The sequence below is a fragment of the Glutamicibacter sp. FBE19 genome (assembly GCF_015524875.1).
Classification (GTDB): Bacteria; Actinomycetota; Actinomycetes; order Actinomycetales; family Micrococcaceae; genus Glutamicibacter; species Glutamicibacter halophytocola.
The window spans coordinates 129,259-144,263 of record NZ_JACKQN010000005.1 but is presented as its reverse complement, the minus strand read 5'-3'; the positions used below and the strand labels follow the sequence as shown (position 1 = coordinate 144,263).

Below are 15,005 nucleotides of genomic sequence, written 5' to 3'. Positions count from 1 at the left end.
GAGGTGCCAGCTGGCGTTATGCGGTGAAAATCAGTTGTTCTCCAAGGCCTTGCTCACGGCCTCCACGATCGCAGGCAGCAAGGCAGCGAAGGCCCGAGCGCGATGCGAGATCGCATTCTTCTCTTCCGGCGTGTGCTCTGCCATCGACTTGCCAGCCCCGGCCGGTTCAAAGATGGGGTCATATCCGAAGCCATGCTCGCCGGCACGTTCGGTACGCAGCAGTCCCTCGACCTGGCCCAGCTCAACGTGCTCGCCGCCGTCCGGGGTCGCCAAGGCGGCGGCACAGACGAACTGCGCCCCGCGATGCTCAGCGGCGATATCGCCAAGCTGCGCGAGCAGCAAGTCGATATTTGCCTCGTCATTTCCGTGGACCCCGGACCAGCGAGCCGAGAAGATGCCCGGCGCGCCACCGAGCACGTCGACGCTCAAGCCAGAATCGTCGGCGAGCGCAACCAGTCCGGTGGACGCGGCAATTTCACGGGCCTTTTTCAGCGCGTTGCCCTGGAAGGTCACCTGGTCTTCGACCGGATCCGTGGCCCCCGCGGTGGCCGCGTCAATGACCTGGGAGTCGACATCCAGGCCTGGCACCTGTCCGCGCAGCAATTCGCGAAGCTCACGCAGCTTGCCCTGGTTATGCGAAGCGAGAACTAGAACTGGCTGGCTCATTTGCCGTTTTTCAAGGTGTCGCGCTGGATCTGTGCCAGCTCGTTGGTTCCGCCCAGGGCAAGGTCAAGCAGCGAATCCAGTTCGGAGCGCTTGAATGGAACGCCTTCGGCGGTGCCCTGTACTTCGACGAAGTCGCCGGAACCGGTGACCACGACGTTCATGTCGGTCTCGGCGCGGACGTCTTCCTCGTACGGCAGGTCAAGCATTGGGGTGCCGTCGATGATGCCGACGGAGATGGCGGCGACCGAGTCGGTGAGCACCTTGGCGTTTTCCTTCACGATGCCCTGCGAACGGGCCCAGGAAATGGATTCTGCCAATGCCACATAGGCGCCGGTGATTGCCGCGGTACGGGTGCCGCCGTCGGCCTGCAGCACGTCGCAGTCAAGAACAATGGTGTTTTCGCCCAGCGCCTTGGTGTCCACCACGGCGCGCAGCGAGCGTCCAATAAGGCGCGAGATCTCGTGGGTGCGTCCGGACAGCTTGCCCTTGACCGATTCGCGGGAGTTGCGGGTGTTCGTGGCACGCGGCAGCATGGCGTATTCGGCGGTGACCCAGCCGGTGCCCTGGCCTTTGAGCCAGCGCGGCACCCCTTCGGTGAAGGAAGCGGTGCACAGTACCCGGGTGTTGCCAAATTCAATCAGTGCAGACCCTTCGGCCTGGGCGGACCAGCCGCGGGTGATGGTGATGTCTCGAAGTTGCGCGGCTCCTCGGCCGTCAGCGCGTAAAGTCATGGTTCCATCCTAACCACGCTGGAGACCAGAATTTCACGAGATGGCCCCAGCATTACGGTGAAATGCACCTCGCCGGCGCTCTGCTTCATCGCCAGCCTCCGGGAATTGGTGCGATGGTGCCGTGCAGAAACACAAGAACAGCGCCTTCGAATCCGAGTTGCCGATTCAATGGCGCTGTTCTTTTGCTGGATCTCTACTTCTTGCGCTTGAGCAGCGGGAACTTGCGCGTTTTTTCATAGGAGATGGTCGGCAAAGTTCCGGTACGCGTCTTGAGGTAATCGGTACCGCGCTCCCCCTTGAACAGGGCCGGGTCCTTGTCTTCCTTCAGGCTGCCCGAATAGACGCCGTAGGTCACGCCGGATACCGCCACGGCAATGCCGCCGTCATAGGTTCCCTTGGCTTCCTCGACGACCTTGTTGATATCGGTCCAGACGGGAATGTGGGTCAAAAGCATGCGTTCAACCCCAGCGGCCGTGGCCATCTCGCCGGCTCGCTTGCCGGTCAGGTGCACCCCGTCGATGTGGTCATCGCGGCCTTCTTCAAAGGCAGCCTCGCAGAGGAACATGTCGGCGTCCTTGGCCGCTTCCACCAGGCCATCACAGGTGTCGGTATCGCCCGAGTACGTCAGCACGCTGGTCAGCAGCTCACCGTCCGGGCCGGGTTCACTGGCCTCCACGCGCAAGGCGTAGGCTTCTTCGATCGGGTGGCGCACCGGATATGGGGTGATGGTGAATGGACCGATTTTCACTGGCTTATTCGGCTGCCACACCTGGAAGTCGTAATCCTTGGCCATGGTGTCGCCATCGGGCAAGGAATAGGCAGTTTCGATGCGGTCTGCGGTTGCTTCGGGACCGTGCACCAGCATCCGGTCGCGGCCCCAGCCGTTCGGGTCCCAGCGGATCGCAACGTGCAAGCCGCAAAGGTCCATGCAGTGGTCCGGGTGCAGATGGGAAATCATGATCCCATCGATGTCCTTGAGATCCGTGTAGCGCTGCAGAACACCCAGCGCGCCGGAGCCCAGATCCAGGAGGATCTTCCAGTCGCGCGTGCCATCAAAGGCCGACACCAGGTAGCAGGACGCGGGTGAGCCCGGTCCCGGGAACGACCCGGTGCATCCAATGATGGTCAGCTTCATTCGTTTCTCGCTTTCGACGCGGCGATCATTTGCGGAGTAATCCGCGCAATAGCGCCGGTCGGGTAGTGGGCGGCCACATGGTCCACGTGGCGCACCTGCAACACCTCGGGTCCGAGGAAACGGCGAGCCAGTACACCAAAACTATCAGCGTTGCCTGTGGCAAGGAACTCATGACGCGCCGCGATGCCGTCTTCGCGCACCAGCGAATGCCGCGTCAAGGCGCGGAAAACATCCTTCGCTGTTTCTTCCGCACTGGAAACCAAAGTGACGCCATCGCCCATGACATAGGAAATCACGCCGGTCAGCAGCGGATAGTGGGTGCATCCCAGAATCAGGGTATCCACGCCTGCTTCCTGCAACGGCGCCAGGTACTCCTGGGCGATCTGCAGAAGTTCTGCTCCCGCGGTAATGCCGGATTCCACGAACTCCACGAATCGCGGGCACGCCACCGAGGTCACCTGCAAGTTCGGGGCGGCGGCAAACGCGTCTTCGTAGGCGCGCGAGCCCACCGTGGCTTGCGTGCCGATGATCCCGATCTTGCCATTCTTGGAGCCGGCCACCGCACGCCGCACGGCCGGCTGGATGACTTCCACCACCGGGATTCCGTATCGGGCGGTGTACCGTTCACGGGCATCGCGCAGCACAGCGGCCGAAGCTGAATTGCACGCGATCACCAGCAGCTTCACCCCGGCATCCACCAATTCGTCCATGACGCCCAAGGCGTTGGCCCGCACCTGGGCAATAGGCAACGGGCCATAGGGGGAATTAGCGGTGTCCCCCACATAGATCAGCGACTCGCCGGGCAGCTGGTCGATAATCGCCCGGGCGACGGTCAATCCCCCGACCCCGGAATCGAAAATGCCGATTGGCGTATCGGAGTCGGGAACTGAAACCTGGCCGGTGGCAAAATAGGAATTCATCGATCAGGACTCCGCATCCATCAGTGCACCCATCAACGTATCTTGTACCCACGAAACCAGGTTGTAGACCAAGGCCAGGTACTCTTCGGGAGTTTCAACGTCGGCGGCATCCAGCATCTGGGAAACCCGTGCGGCATCTTGCTCATCGCGGATCTCCAGGCGCTCGGCCAGAACCAGCCGGACATCGTTCAACGCCTGGGCAAAGCGCTGCGCCTTGTCCTTGTCCAATACGATCTTGTCGGTTTCCAGGAGGAACTGGGCCTCGCGCAGCCGGCCGGCTTTTTGCGCAATCAGGTCCGCTTCGGTCAGCCGCCGGTGCTCTGCAGCCACCACCGGGTCATCACTGGCATCGGGCAGAAGCCTGGCCAGCGCCGGATCGGAGACCGGAGGCAAGTCCATCGACTCGGGACGCATCCCGGTCAGTGCGTACAAGGGGTCGATGTCCTCGGGCAGCCGATGCACTTCGGCACGTTCTTCGAACATGGTGATCACGTCGCCGAAAAGTTCGCGAAGCAATTTGCGCTCAGCCGAGTGCAGGGTGCCGGTAATTCCGTGGGCACCGTTTTTAAAGGCCTTGGCCACGCTCAGGCCTCCTGGGTCATGGTCGCATTGAGCCCGAATCCGTGCATGGCCTGGACATCGGATTCGATGGCCTCGCGGCTGCCGCTGCGCACAGCGCAAAAACCATCATGATGCACCTGCAGCATGAGCTGTTCGGCCTTTTCCGCCGTGAAACCGAAGTAGGAACGGAACACATAAGCCACGTAGCTCATCAAGTTCACCGGGTCATTCCACACGATCAAGCGCCAGGGCTTTTCGCTGGTGGAGGCTGTTTCGACTTCGGGAAGTACATCGGGCATTGCGGTCATGATCCCTATTTTACGCGCGGATCCTGAACGCCACGCAGGACACGGTAAATATCACCTTCAGCGTGAGGCGTTATACAGTAAAACCGGTCTGCCAGAACGCGCAGCACCACCGCTGATACTTTTTTCGATCCCCAGGAGCGTCCCATGCGCACCAGCCTCTTCACCGACCACTACGAGTTGACCATGCTTCAGGCGGCCCTCGAGTCCGGTGCGGCCCACCGCCCATCCGTGTTTGAAGCTTTCGCACGGCGCTTGCCCGAGGGTCGACGCTACGGCGTAGTCGGCGGCACCGGCCGCCTGCTGGAGGGCCTGGTCGGCTTCCACTTCGACGAGGAGCAGCTCCGTTTCCTCTCCGATCACCGGGTGGTGAACGCGCAGACCATCAAGTACCTGGAAAACTACCGTTTCAGCGGAAATATCTCCGGCTACGCCGAAGGCGAGCTCTACTTCCCCAACTCGCCCCTGCTGACCGTGGAATCCACCTTCGCCGAAGCCTGCGTGATTGAAACCTACCTGCTGTCGGTCATGAACCATGACTCGGCCATTGCCTCGGCGGCTTCGCGCATGATCGCTTCGGCCGGGGACCGCCCCTGCATCGAAATGGGTTCGCGCCGCACCCATGAGGAGTCGGCCGTCGCCGCCGCTCGCGCTGCCATGATCGCCGGGTTCACCTCGACCTCGAATCTGGAAGCCGGTGCGCGCTACGGGCTGAAAACCGTGGGCACCTCTGCCCACTCGTTCACTCTGCTGCATGATTCGGAGCGGGCAGCCTTCGAAGCCCAGGTGGCGTCGCTGGGCAAGGACACCATCTTGCTGGTGGATACCTACGATGTCGAGAATGGGGTGCGCACCGCCGTTGAGGTCGCCGGCCCTGAACTGGGCGGTGTCCGCCTGGACTCCGGCGACCTGGTCCAGCAGGCCGGCTGGGTGCGCCAGCTGCTCGATGACCTGGGCAACTGGAACACCAAGATCACCGTCACCTCCGATCTGGATGAGTATGCGATTGCCGCATTGGCCAGTGCGCCGGTTGATGCCTACGGCGTGGGCACCGCGCTGGTCACCGGTTCCGGGCACCCCACCGCATCGATGGTCTACAAGCTGGTGGCCCGCCAGGATGATGCCGGCAGCTGGATCCCGGTGGCCAAGGCTGCCGCCAACAAGGCCAGCGTCGGCGGGCGCAAGCACGCGGTGCGACAGCTCAATGACCGCGACCGCGCCGTGGCCGAAATTGTCTCCACCACCGAGCACACCACCGGAGGCCCAGAGCGCGGCCTGGTGGTGCCGCTGGTGGTCAATGGGGAGATCGACATGTCGTACACGGGTGCTGCCGGAGTCCACAAGGCCACCGAACGCCACCGTGCTTCCACCCAGGAACTGCCCGGCATAGCCCGCAAGCTGCAGCGCGGCGAGCCAGTGATCCCAACGATCATGATCCAGGACTGAAAACACACCAAAATCTCAGTTGCGGGCCGTAGCCTTTCCTCACGTGGAATCGCCGGCCCGCCTCAAGGAGCACGCTATGACCCGAGCCCTGCTGATCATTGATCTGCAACCTGACTTTTGCGAAGGCGGAGCCTTGCCCGTGACCGGTGGAAACGCCGTGGCTGCGGCCATTGCCAGCGACGTGGCCGAGCGCCGCCAGAGCTATTCGGCCATTGTCACCACGCAGGACTGGCACATTGATCCTGGATCGCATTTTTCCGCATCGCCCGATTTTGTTGATTCGTGGCCGGTGCATTGTGTCGCAGGCACCGACGGCGCAGCACTGCATCCGCTGATCCGGGAAATACCGGTCGATGCCCGCTTCGCCAAGGGCCGTTACACCGCTGCGTATTCGGGCTTCGAAGCACGCGAGCTGGATCCTTCGGCGCCGTTCGGAGACGAGAACGGCATGCTCTTGGCGCCCTGGCTGGCCGCCCGTGGCATTACCGCTGTAGATATCGTGGGTCTCGCCGCGGACCATTGCGTGCGCGCCACCGCCCTGGATGCCGCGGCCGAAGGACTTGCCACCACGGTGATCTCGCCATTGACCGCTGCAGTCAGCCCCGGCATGCTGCCAGAAGTCCACGATGAACTGCGCGCTTCCGGCGTGACCGTCCTGAGCCTCGGCTGATACTGGCCCGGCACTGGGCAATGCGCTTGACCGGCGGCCAGGGTATGGCATGCTGAGGGCACAAGAGATGTCCGGAGAAGGGATGAGCATGCGAAAGCTCGTGTACTACGTGGCCTCGACACTAGACGGCTATATTGCCGGCCCAGATGGCGGCGATCCCAGCGGAGAACCGTATTTCCCGGTGGCCAAGAGCGACATCGATTTCATCGTCGGGCAATACCCCGAGACACTGCCTGCGCCAGCGCGCCAGGCTTTGGGCGTCACCGGCCCAGGCCAGCTCTTCGACACAGTGCTGGAAGGCCGGGCTTCCTACGAAGTCGGGTTGGCCGCCGGGCTCACCAATGCTTATCCGCACCTTCGCCACATCGTCTTCTCAACCACGCTCAGGGCCGAGGATCCATCCATTGAAGTGGTCCGGGGCCAGGCACTGGAACGGGTTCGCGAACTCAAGTCCGAGCAAGGCAAGGATCTGTGGCTTGTTGGCGGTGGAACCCTGGCGTACAGCTTGCTTCCGGAAATCGACCGCCTCGTGCTCAAACAGCACAGCTCGATCATTGGTTCCGGCATCCCGCTGTTCAATGGCCCGTTCCAGATCCAGTCCTTCCGCCTCAGCGGGGAAACAGCACTGGATTCAGGCGTGCGGGTCGTAACCTACGATCGTGTTTGACCCGCTCGGATACCAGGACAAGTTCCCGTAACAACGCCTGCCGCATGCGGCCGTTGAATCATCTCCATTGACATCATGGGCCGGGGTGCGGTGGGGCCACTCCGCGCCGGGCCAAGTCAAGGCAAACCAGGGTGAATCCCAAAGTCTGCACGCGTTGGACCAACCCAGGTGCCAGCCGTGGCGAGGCCAGGGCCGCTAGGCCTGCCAGTTGTCCAAAAACCACGGCCGGGCCAGCAACTTTGCGCAGCGCAGCCGTCCCTCGGCGCTGTGCACGCCAATCAAGAAGGCAAATGGCGGCGATCGCGAAGCCCGCCACGCCGGTAGTCACATAGTGCGCCCGATGGCTAATGCTGCTCGAACCTTGGCCACCGCGATATGCAGGGCGCAGGTGTTCGTGGGAAATCGGGTAGTCCAGCGGGCTGAGCGCGTCAGCGATCGTCGCCGCGCCCAATACTGCCAGCGAGCATCGAAGCGGCCTGGCGCTGGGGTGCTGCCGAACAGCGCTGGCGGCCAGGAACAGCGTTCCCGCGACGACATCCGCGGCTTGGAAAATCCTTCGCCCCGCACGATCCCTGGCAGCCAGTTCCGATAGCAAGGTAATGCGGGGGTCCAGTTTCCACCCGGCTGCAGCCTCGCTGACCATCCCGGAGGAGTAGGCCAGCGCCCCGCCGCACAAGGCAGAACGGTAGATCACCTGTGGTCTGATCATGCTCCGGCCGCCCCTCGAAGATCTTTTGCCTTTTGCTTTCCCACCGCGTTCGGATCAGCGCCAGGTTGAAAGGCCAGCCACAGCCCGCACCCCATCGACAGGGCCAGAGCCGCGAATTTGCAGCCTTCCCACCCGGGGCGCGCAGCGTCGCCAAACACCATCATGCCTGCGATTCCCGGGACGACCACCTCAATGGCGGTGAATACAGCGGTCATTGGACCCACATCCCCGCCTTCCAATGCCCGGGTGTAGGCAAGGATGGCGATCACCCCGTTGCCGAGCACCAGCCAGGCCATCGGCTCGCGAGGGATGGCCCACAAGCTATCTGGCAACTGTAATCCCCGCGCCGCCAGGGCGGCAATGCTGGCAGCGAGCCCGCCCATGATCGACATCAAGATCGGAGAAGATTTTCGGTAGCCGGCGGCCACCGTTGCCCCAAGTGCCAGCGAGGCGATGACCATGGCCCAGATAAAGCCCAAGGGCGGGGCCGCAGCTCGTTGCGGTCCGGTAGACCAGGCCAGGAATACCAGCCCCAGCACCATCAAGCCCATCACCCAGAGAGCTGATGCTCGAAGCCGGGCCGCAAAGGCCCATCTGGAGAGGAGGATGGTGACGATCAAGGAACTGGAGAGCACAGCCTGGACGGTGAAAAGCGTCAGCGCCTGCAACGCGATCAGCGAGGCCAGCCACGACAGGGCGTCCAAGGCCAACCCGGCCAGGTAGAGCGGATGGGTGAAGATCCTGGATCCGCCCACTCGTCGGGCGGCCAGCGCTTCAAGCACCGAGGCGCTGCCATAGCCAACGCTGGCAGCGATGGCGGCAACCAGATAAGGCGCCATCATGGGCCGTCAGGATCCGTGCGCGCTCCGAGCAGCGGCAGCCTCGGAATCCCGGCCAGTCCCTCGGCTTGCGCCATGCTCAGCCCTTGGGCCAGCCACAGATCCATCGTGCCCACGGCGGCATAGCGCGGTTGCCAGTCAGGGTCGTATTTTGCGTTGAATTTCCATAGCGAGGCCACTTGCGCATGCTTTGATGCCTGTTTGGCTACGATCCGTTCAATTCTCGATGCCCCGCTGTCCTCGGCCACCGCATCGCGCAGAACGGCGAAGTTCAGCCCCAAGCCGCGCTTGCCTTCGGCGGCCAGCATCCCGATGGTTTCAATGATGATGAAGTCCATCAGTCCCCCGGGTGCCGACTCGGCAGTAGTGCGGCGCATGACGTCCAAGGACCATCCGTCCACATCTGGCGCCGGCATCCACTGGATAAAAGCCTGCGCTACGCCCTGGTCATCAATGGCAACAGAAATCATCAGCCCACGGTCGGCCGGATCAAATAGGCGCGAGAGGGTCATCGAGAATCCCCGCTCGGCTTCTCCGCGGCGGCTTTCCAAACTCAGTTCTTCAAGCCGCTGTTTCATCTCCACCGGCACCTGCAGCGGATCAAGATGCTGCGTGGAGTATCCAGCTCGCACAACTCGGGCGTGGCCTTGGCGCAGCGACTTCGATTTCTTTCCCGACAACGAGAATCGCTGGCAGTCAACAATGGCTTCGTCGCCCAGATACACCGTGCGCAAGCCGCTGTCCTCATAGATCTTGAGCCATGAGGCGCCGGCGGCCAGCACGCTCACTGCCAGTCCCTGGCGTTCGGCCCAGAGCATGAATTCAGCCCAGATCTCCTCGCGTTCTCCAGCCGGCCCGATAGGATCCGGGGAAACCAGGCACATCGATCCCCGAATGGCATAGGCCACCACCGAATCCTTGAGGAAGAACCATTCCTTGTCATCGCGCAATGCGAAATAATCCAGGGTTCCGCCGCCATGCACGCTGATCACGGCCCGGGCCCGTTCACGGGCTTCTTGATGCTCGCCGGCGCCCACGCGCCGCACATGATTGGCTTCATGCAAGTGCCACAGAAAGAGGCCGGCAGCACCCAGGACCAGGGCCAGCAGCAATTCCAGTCGCGGGTGGCCGCTGCGCTCGTGCAGTTCCACATCCAGTGAGGTGAAGAGCCACGAAACCCCATTTCCTGGGCTCAGCGCCCTGTCACTTGCCAGGTGAATCAGCAGGCCCGCGGCAAGCAGCGTCGAGATGGCAACGACCGCCAGGGCAAGGAGCAGGGCCCGGCGGCTCAGCACCTTGCCTGGCTTGACCGGGAATGCGGATTGCCGGATCCCCAGCCATGCCGCCCCTGCCAGTCCAAGCAGGGCCACCGGCCAATCGATGGCCTTGCCCAGGTGGAAGAGCGCAATGAGCACCAGCAGCAAGATCGATGCACCCCATGCCAGCCGATTGCCCGAACGAAGGTAGCGTGCCAAGGCAAAGAGGCTGAATGCGCCAAAGATGATGTAGATGCGCGAAATTTGATACAGGAATGGCGGAAAGGCAGCCAGCGGTCCGGAAAAAAGCAGCGGCGCGGCACCCGCCAAATGGGCGATCAGCGGGGCGAACAAGCTGATCAAGCCGAGGGCAATGGCTAGATATGCGGCTGCTGCCCGGGCACGATCTCTACGATGGACCTGGGCAGCGGCCGACAATACTTTTTTGGGCATGGCTGCATTATGGCACCTGGTTCTCCCCGGGCCCCTATTTGCGACCGACGAACCAGTCCTGCAATTTATCGATGCGCGCCTGCAGCTGGTCCGCGGTGGCCTGCGGCACCGCTGGTCCCCCGCACACGCTGCGCAGCTTGTTGTGCACCTGCCCGTGCGGCATGCCGGTGCGGGCAGCCCACGCCGAGACATTTTTGGAGAGCTTGGAGCGCAAATCCATCATCCGCCGGTGATCCGAAACCGGTTCAGGCTTGGTCCCGCCCCGATTAATCTGCTTGCTCTGCTGCTTGCGCAGCAGCTCGGAGACCTGATCGGTTTCCAGCAGGCCCGGAATGCCAAGGAATCCAAGTTCTTCATCGCTGCCGATATCAGCACCGGTGCCGAACTCCCCGCCGTCAAAGAGCACCCGGTCAAAGGAAGCCTGGGAATTGAGCGCCTCGAACTTGCTGCGCACCAGATCGTCACTGGCTTTGTCTTCCTTGTTGGCTTCCTCGAGCAGGGAGTCGTCCAGGCCGTCTTCGTCCTTGGAGCCTTCCTTGTCCAAGGCATGGTCGCGCTCGACTTCCATCTCATTGGCCAAGGCCATCAGGATCGGCACCGAGGGCAGGAAGACGCTGGCAACTTCACCACGCTTGCGGCTTCGCACAAAGCGCCCGACAGCCTGGGCGAAGAACAACGGAGTCGAGGTGCTGGTGGCGTAGACGCCGACACAGAGCCGAGGCACGTCGACGCCTTCGGACACCATGCGCACGGCCACCATCCAGCGGGCCTCCGAGGCGGAGAAGTCGTCAATCTTCTGCGACGCCTTGGGGTCGTCGGAAAGAATGGTAGTGACCTTCTCCCCGCAAATGGCCTCGAGCTGGGCAGCATATCCGCGGGCGTCTTCATGGTCGGTGGCGATAATCAGCCCGCCAGCGTCCTTGACCGTGCGGCGCACCTCTGACAGCCGCCGGTCAGCTGCCTGCAGCACCGAGGGGATCCAGTCGCCATGCGGGTCCAGCGCCGTGCGCCAGGCATGGGCGGTGACATCCTTGGTGAACCCCTCGCCGAGGTTGGCTTCCATTTCCTCGCCGGCGGCGGTGCGCCACCGCATATTGCCCGAGTAGGCCATGAAGAGCACCGGTCGAACCACGTGGTCGGCCAGCGCGTTGCCGTAGCCATAGGTGTAGTCGGCCTTGGAACGGCGGATCCCGTCACCCTCGTCGATGTACTGCACAAAGGGAATCGGCGCGGCATCCGAGCGGAACGGCGTTCCGGTCAGCGCCAGGCGGCGCGTTGCAGGTTCAAAGGCTTCGCGGATGCCATCGCCCCAGGACAGGGCGTCGCCTGCGTGGTGGACCTCATCCATGATCACCAGGGTGCGGGCATTCTCGGTCTTGGCACGGTGCACCGCTGGCTTCAAGGCCACCTGCGCATAGGTCACGACCACGCCCAGGTAGTGCGAGCCGTGGCGCCCGTCCGAGTTCTTGTAGTTCGGGTCCAGGGCGATGCCCACGCGCGCTGCCGAGTCGGCCCACTGCTTTTTCAAGTGGTCGGTCGGGGCAACTACGATCATGCGGTTGATCTTGCCGGAGTCGATCAGCACCTTGGCCAGGCGCAGCGCGAAGGTGGTCTTGCCTGCGCCGGGGGTTGCCACGGCCATGAAGTCCCTGGGCTCGGTTTCAAAGTACTGGGCCAGGGCCTCTGCCTGCCAGGCACGAAGCTTGGGCCCGGTTCCCCAGGCTGCACGTTCCGGATACGCTACGGGCAGCTTGTCTTCCAGTGGAAGCTTGTCGCCAAAATCAAAGAGTGTCTCGGTCATATACCTTTTCCCGGCCGCGTGCTGTGTGTGAAGTAGTGCTGTTTTTCTCGGGCACTACCCCATCAAGGAGTCGTAGACTTCCTTGCACTCAGGGCATACCGGGAACTTCTTCGGGTCTCGACCCGGGGTCCAGACCTTGCCGCACAAAGCGATCACCGGTTCGCCGGACAGCGCCGACTCCATGATCTTTTCCTTCTGCACGTAGTGGGCAAATCGCTCATGATCGCCGGCCTCGACACTCTGGGTTGTCTCGGTACGCTCGATTGTCGCTGTGCCGCCACGGGTTTCTTCAGACTGTTCCACCATGCCTTCAAGTCTAATACGGATTGGCCCCGCTGTCCGTCCGATCGGCATGGGAGCTTGTCCACATCCACGGCACATTCATCCCTGGTTTCCGCGTCCGCCTGCGGGCCGTGGCGGTGTTCTGCCAGGGATTATCCACGCAGAATGATCGCCAGCAACGACACGGAGCCACCTGCCAGATTCCGGATCTGGCCGATGGCTCCGTGTCGCCTCCGAAGCAAGGGGCATTATTTGTTGAGCATGACAGCTTGCATCAATTCGGGGGTCCGCTGCTCGTACCATTTGCCACCCAGGGCGATGCCGCCGAACAGCAGCCCCACGCCGAGCACCAGGCCGATGCCCAGGGTCAGCAAGCCCAGGGGCTGCGATTCCTGGAACCACCCCATCAGGTAGGGAATGAACACCGGAATCAGCAAGATCGCCATGGTGCCGATGGTGGCCAGCTGCGTCACCGCGACGCGCAGGCCGTTGCCCGGCGGGGTTTTCATCGGGTTATCCCCCGGCAGGGGCACCGCATAGGTGTAGCGCGCCGAGGCCACCGAGGCCACGCCCAGGGCAACCAGCAATGCGGCCAGCGACAGGCCCAGGTCCCCCGGGATCCGCCATGCTTCGCCGGCGATCGCGCCAGGCAGGATGGCCGCCGCCAGCACCGGGATAATCGACAGCGCAAAGCAGGCCAGCGCGCGCCCGGCGCGGTCGGCACGCCCCGAAACTCCGGTCAGCACGTGCAGGGCAAAGGCAGTGTTGTCATAGGAAATATCCGCAGAAATGGAAAAGCCGAGCAGGACTCCAATCAAGGGCCCCAGCAGATACATCATGGTGTAGTTTCCGGACTGGCTGCCGGTGAACCAGAAGAGCAGCGGCAATACCGGCACCATCAGCACACCGATGGCGTAGCGCGGGTCCTTGAGCCAATAGGTCAGAGCGCGGGCGATCACCGCGCCAGTGGGCGTCCCCGGGGTGTACTTGAAAAAGCCCAGTCCGCTCTGCTTGGCGGCCCGCTGTTGAGGCGGAGGGGTGACCGTGGCCTGCGCCGTCGCCCGGTTCACCAGCCAATACAGTCCCCCCAGGTAGGCCACCGCAAGAATCAAGCAGATGGCAAATTGCAGGTAATCGCCCTGGGCCAGCGCACCGGGCAGGGCCGCGGCGGCTCCGAGCGGAGTGTAGGCCAGGACGCTGGCGATCGGGCCGACCCAGTCCAGCAGGCTGTTGGCGGCCGAGGCGATCGAGGAGATGATCGGCCCCAGGCAGATCAGCAGCAGGAACAGCACGGCGAAGGTCAGTTCGCGGAAGCGGCGCTTGGCACGCAGGGCCGTGGCCATGATCGTCAAATACTGGCAGACCAGGACGGCCATCACCGCGGTGGCGATGGCGGCCACGACGGCAACCGGCAGCACCAGTGGCTCAAGCCGCCAGATCAGCGACCCGCCCACCAGCCCGATAATCGTCAAGATCGCCGGAACCGAGATGAAGCCGGAGAGCACCAGCGCCGGGCCCAGGACCTTCTGCGGAATGCCGAAGTGCACAAAGCGCGAAGGCTCCAAGGTCAGGTCAACCCCGGTGAGCAGCGGCGGAATGATGGCCCAGCCAAGCACCGCCAGTGAACCGATGAGGATGCTCAATTCGGCGTCGATGGCGGTTTCGCCAGCCAGGAACCAGGCCGCGAGCGTGAGCATCACGATCATCCCTAAGGCGTACAACCCGCCGATGATCACGCCGATCAGCTGGCCTGTCGAACGCTTGAACCCATTGGCCAGCAGCAAAAGCTTCAGTTTGAGGATGTGCGCAACCATGACAGCCCTTCGTTGTTTGCCCGTCCGCCCACCAGATCAACGAACCGGTCCTCCAGGCTCATGCCGCCGCGCACCTGCTCAACCGAGCCCTGCGCCTTGAGCACGCCGCCGGCAATCACTGCCACGTGGGTGCACATGCGCTGCACGAGATCCATCACATGCGAGGAAACGATCACGGTGCCGCCAAATTCAACGTAGTCGTTGAGGATGTCGCGGATATTGGCGGCCGATACCGGGTCAACGGCCTCGAAGGGCTCATCCAGCACCAGCAGCTTGGGCGAGTGGATCATTGCCGTGGCCAGCGAGATCTTCTTGGTCATGCCGGCCGAATAGTCCACCACCAGCTTGTCGCCGTCACCGGTCAGATCCATGACGCGCAACAGGTCCTCGGTGCGCTCAGCGACCTCGGCCCGGTCCATGCCGCGCAAGAGCCCCGAATAGCTCACCAGCTGCCGGCCGGTCAGCCGGTCGAACTGGCGCACGCCATCGGCCAGCACGCCCAGGGTTGCCTTGGCCGCCTGGGGATCAGCCCAGATATCCACCCCATTGGCCAGAGCTTGCCCGGAATCGGGCCTGAGCAGTCCGGTGGCCATGGACAGCATCGTGGTTTTGCCGGCTCCGTTGGGGCCCACGAGGCCATAGAAAGAGCCTGCAGGCACCTGCAGGCTGACGTTATCCACCGCGACCTTGGGGCCAAATTGCTTGGCGAGGCCGCGAATATCCAGTGCGATCTGAGTCATATTTTCAGGC

At 63.0% G+C, this 15,005-nt stretch carries 15 protein-coding genes and 1 pseudogene; 3 read left to right on the top strand and 13 right to left on the bottom strand.

Annotation, left to right across the window (positions count from 1 at the left end; translation table 11 throughout):
* Positions 1 to 30 precede the first annotated feature (30 nt).
* The 6 genes and pseudogenes from rdgB to clpS form a co-directional block, all read right to left on the bottom strand.
* Positions 31 to 666, bottom strand: coding sequence for an RdgB/HAM1 family non-canonical purine NTP pyrophosphatase (gene rdgB, locus H6F58_RS10475; RefSeq protein WP_146274885.1), 636 nt, complete (start codon positions 664 to 666; stop codon positions 31 to 33).
* Positions 663 to 1,397: a ribonuclease PH gene (rph, locus tag H6F58_RS10470; protein ID WP_060701312.1), complete on the bottom strand. Its 735-nt coding sequence runs from the start codon at positions 1,395 to 1,397 to the stop codon at positions 663 to 665. Before rph ends, rdgB begins: the two co-directional genes overlap by 4 nt.
* 340 nt (positions 1,398 to 1,737) lie before the next feature.
* Positions 1,738 to 2,532 (bottom strand): annotated as a pseudogene (locus H6F58_RS10465) (MBL fold metallo-hydrolase); the annotation flags it as partial.
* Positions 2,529 to 3,452: a glutamate racemase gene (gene murI / locus H6F58_RS10460; RefSeq protein ID WP_060701310.1), complete on the bottom strand. Its 924-nt coding sequence runs from the start codon at positions 3,450 to 3,452 to the stop codon at positions 2,529 to 2,531. The pseudogene H6F58_RS10465 and the gene murI, both read right to left, overlap by 4 nt.
* Positions 3,453 to 3,455: 3 nt before the next feature.
* Positions 3,456 to 4,034, bottom strand: a complete 579-nt coding sequence (locus tag H6F58_RS10455) for a DUF2017 domain-containing protein (protein WP_171919673.1) — start codon at positions 4,032 to 4,034, stop codon at positions 3,456 to 3,458.
* A 2-nt stretch (positions 4,035 to 4,036) separates the two neighbouring features.
* Entirely contained in the window at positions 4,037 to 4,321 is a 285-nt protein-coding gene (clpS, locus tag H6F58_RS10450) for an ATP-dependent Clp protease adapter ClpS (protein WP_146274883.1), read from the bottom strand.
* A 144-nt stretch (positions 4,322 to 4,465) separates the two neighbouring features.
* Here clpS and H6F58_RS10445 point away from each other — a divergent pair, with 144 nt between their 5' ends.
* The 3 genes from H6F58_RS10445 to H6F58_RS10435 all read left to right on the top strand — a co-directional run bounded on the left by H6F58_RS10445 (position 4,466) and on the right by H6F58_RS10435 (position 7,101).
* Positions 4,466 to 5,764 carry a nicotinate phosphoribosyltransferase gene (locus H6F58_RS10445; RefSeq protein ID WP_195181719.1) on the top strand — a complete coding sequence of 433 codons (1,299 nt, stop codon included), beginning with the start codon at positions 4,466 to 4,468 and terminating at the stop codon, positions 5,762 to 5,764.
* Between the two features lie 76 nt (positions 5,765 to 5,840).
* Positions 5,841 to 6,434 carry an isochorismatase family protein gene (locus H6F58_RS10440; RefSeq protein WP_171919671.1) on the top strand — a complete coding sequence of 198 codons (594 nt, stop codon included), beginning with the start codon at positions 5,841 to 5,843 and terminating at the stop codon, positions 6,432 to 6,434.
* A gap of 88 nt (positions 6,435 to 6,522) precedes the next feature.
* Entirely contained in the window at positions 6,523 to 7,101 is a 579-nt protein-coding gene (locus H6F58_RS10435) for a dihydrofolate reductase family protein (protein ID WP_060703344.1), read from the top strand.
* 73 nt (positions 7,102 to 7,174) lie between these two features.
* Here the strand turns inward: H6F58_RS10435 and H6F58_RS10430 are convergent, their stop codons facing one another.
* The 7 genes from H6F58_RS10430 to H6F58_RS10400 form a co-directional block, all read right to left on the bottom strand.
* On the bottom strand, positions 7,175 to 7,810 hold the full coding sequence (locus H6F58_RS10430; protein WP_195181718.1) for a DUF998 domain-containing protein: 636 nt from the start codon (positions 7,808 to 7,810) through the stop codon (positions 7,175 to 7,177).
* Positions 7,807 to 8,652, bottom strand: coding sequence for a hypothetical protein (locus tag H6F58_RS10425; protein ID WP_195181717.1), 846 nt, complete (start codon positions 8,650 to 8,652; stop codon positions 7,807 to 7,809). Before H6F58_RS10425 ends, H6F58_RS10430 begins: the two co-directional genes overlap by 4 nt.
* Complete coding sequence (locus tag H6F58_RS10420) at positions 8,649 to 10,358, bottom strand: phosphatidylglycerol lysyltransferase domain-containing protein (RefSeq protein ID WP_195181716.1); 1,710 nt, start codon at positions 10,356 to 10,358, stop codon at positions 8,649 to 8,651. The genes H6F58_RS10425 and H6F58_RS10420 overlap by 4 nt, the downstream gene beginning before the upstream one ends.
* A gap of 34 nt (positions 10,359 to 10,392) precedes the next feature.
* Positions 10,393 to 12,159 carry a DEAD/DEAH box helicase gene (locus H6F58_RS10415; RefSeq protein WP_146274878.1) on the bottom strand — a complete coding sequence of 589 codons (1,767 nt, stop codon included), beginning with the start codon at positions 12,157 to 12,159 and terminating at the stop codon, positions 10,393 to 10,395.
* A gap of 54 nt (positions 12,160 to 12,213) precedes the next feature.
* Complete coding sequence (locus tag H6F58_RS10410) at positions 12,214 to 12,465, bottom strand: DUF3039 domain-containing protein (RefSeq protein WP_022876321.1); 252 nt, start codon at positions 12,463 to 12,465, stop codon at positions 12,214 to 12,216.
* 224 nt (positions 12,466 to 12,689) lie between these two features.
* The gene (locus H6F58_RS10405; RefSeq protein ID WP_060701303.1) at positions 12,690 to 14,255 is read right to left on the bottom strand and encodes a hypothetical protein; all 1,566 of its coding nucleotides are present in this window, start codon (positions 14,253 to 14,255) and stop codon (positions 12,690 to 12,692) included.
* The gene (locus tag H6F58_RS10400; protein WP_060701302.1) at positions 14,231 to 14,995 is read right to left on the bottom strand and encodes an ABC transporter ATP-binding protein; all 765 of its coding nucleotides are present in this window, start codon (positions 14,993 to 14,995) and stop codon (positions 14,231 to 14,233) included. The genes H6F58_RS10405 and H6F58_RS10400 overlap by 25 nt, the downstream gene beginning before the upstream one ends.
* Positions 14,996 to 15,005 lie beyond the last annotated feature (10 nt).

Bases quoted from the DNA above. Each gene is read 5' to 3' on its own strand.
- H6F58_RS10430 (WP_195181718.1), bottom strand. From the start codon at position 7,810: ATGATCAGACCACAGGTGATCTACCGTTCTGCCTTGTGCGGCGGGGCG.
- H6F58_RS10435 (WP_060703344.1), top strand. From the start codon at position 6,523: ATGCGAAAGCTCGTGTACTACGTGGCCTCGACACTAGACGGCTATATT.
- H6F58_RS10405 (WP_060701303.1), bottom strand. From the start codon at position 14,255: ATGGTTGCGCACATCCTCAAACTGAAGCTTTTGCTGCTGGCCAATGGG.
- H6F58_RS10410 (WP_022876321.1), bottom strand. From the start codon at position 12,465: ATGGTGGAACAGTCTGAAGAAACCCGTGGCGGCACAGCGACAATCGAG.
- rdgB (WP_146274885.1), bottom strand. From the start codon at position 666: ATGAGCCAGCCAGTTCTAGTTCTCGCTTCGCATAACCAGGGCAAGCTG.
- H6F58_RS10425 (WP_195181717.1), bottom strand. From the start codon at position 8,652: ATGATGGCGCCTTATCTGGTTGCCGCCATCGCTGCCAGCGTTGGCTAT.
- H6F58_RS10400 (WP_060701302.1), bottom strand. From the start codon at position 14,995: ATGACTCAGATCGCACTGGATATTCGCGGCCTCGCCAAGCAATTTGGC.
- H6F58_RS10440 (WP_171919671.1), top strand. From the start codon at position 5,841: ATGACCCGAGCCCTGCTGATCATTGATCTGCAACCTGACTTTTGCGAA.
- clpS (WP_146274883.1), bottom strand. From the start codon at position 4,321: ATGACCGCAATGCCCGATGTACTTCCCGAAGTCGAAACAGCCTCCACC.
- murI (WP_060701310.1), bottom strand. From the start codon at position 3,452: ATGAATTCCTATTTTGCCACCGGCCAGGTTTCAGTTCCCGACTCCGAT.
- H6F58_RS10445 (WP_195181719.1), top strand. From the start codon at position 4,466: ATGCGCACCAGCCTCTTCACCGACCACTACGAGTTGACCATGCTTCAG.
- rph (WP_060701312.1), bottom strand. From the start codon at position 1,397: ATGACTTTACGCGCTGACGGCCGAGGAGCCGCGCAACTTCGAGACATC.
- H6F58_RS10420 (WP_195181716.1), bottom strand. From the start codon at position 10,358: ATGCCCAAAAAAGTATTGTCGGCCGCTGCCCAGGTCCATCGTAGAGAT.
- H6F58_RS10415 (WP_146274878.1), bottom strand. From the start codon at position 12,159: ATGACCGAGACACTCTTTGATTTTGGCGACAAGCTTCCACTGGAAGAC.